Annotated in this window: 1 pseudogene; it reads right to left on the bottom strand. The window is 61.9% G+C overall.

Annotated elements, in window-relative coordinates:
- Window positions 1-443: pseudogene (locus KNP84_RS15170) on the bottom strand (glutamine--fructose-6-phosphate transaminase (isomerizing)); the annotation flags it as partial.

Raw genomic sequence — 443 nt, 5'->3', positions numbered from 1 at the left:
GATTCGCGCGTCAAGATGACGATCTCGCCGTCGTGGAGCTCGAGGTACTGGTCCGTCACTTGGAGCATCGCCATCGCGTCAGACGCCACGACGTTGAACGTGCCGTCGCCGAGTCCGACGAGGAGTGGTGACTTGTTCTTACCGATGTAGAGGCGCTCTTGATCCTCTGAGTCGATCATCGCGATCGCGTACGAGCCGTGGAGCTCAGACAACGTCTTGCGGAACGCCGCCTCGACGTCGCCGAGTTCGACGAAGTTCTTCTCCATCAACTGGACGATGACTTCCGTGTCCGTCTCCGAGAGGAACGGGACGTCGAGCGTCGCCTTGATCTGCTCGTCGTTCTCGATGACACCGTTGTGGACGAGCGTGAAGCGGCCCGTCGTGCTCTGGTGCGGGTGGGCGTTCGGGACGCTCGGCACGCCGTGTGTCGCCCAACGTGTGTG

Source organism: Exiguobacterium sp. s70 (assembly GCF_018618315.1).
GTDB lineage: Bacteria > Bacillota > Bacilli > Exiguobacteriales > Exiguobacteriaceae > Exiguobacterium > Exiguobacterium chiriqhucha.
Note: the sequence above shows the minus strand (reverse complement) of the source record. Positions and strands in the feature narration are given on the sequence as shown.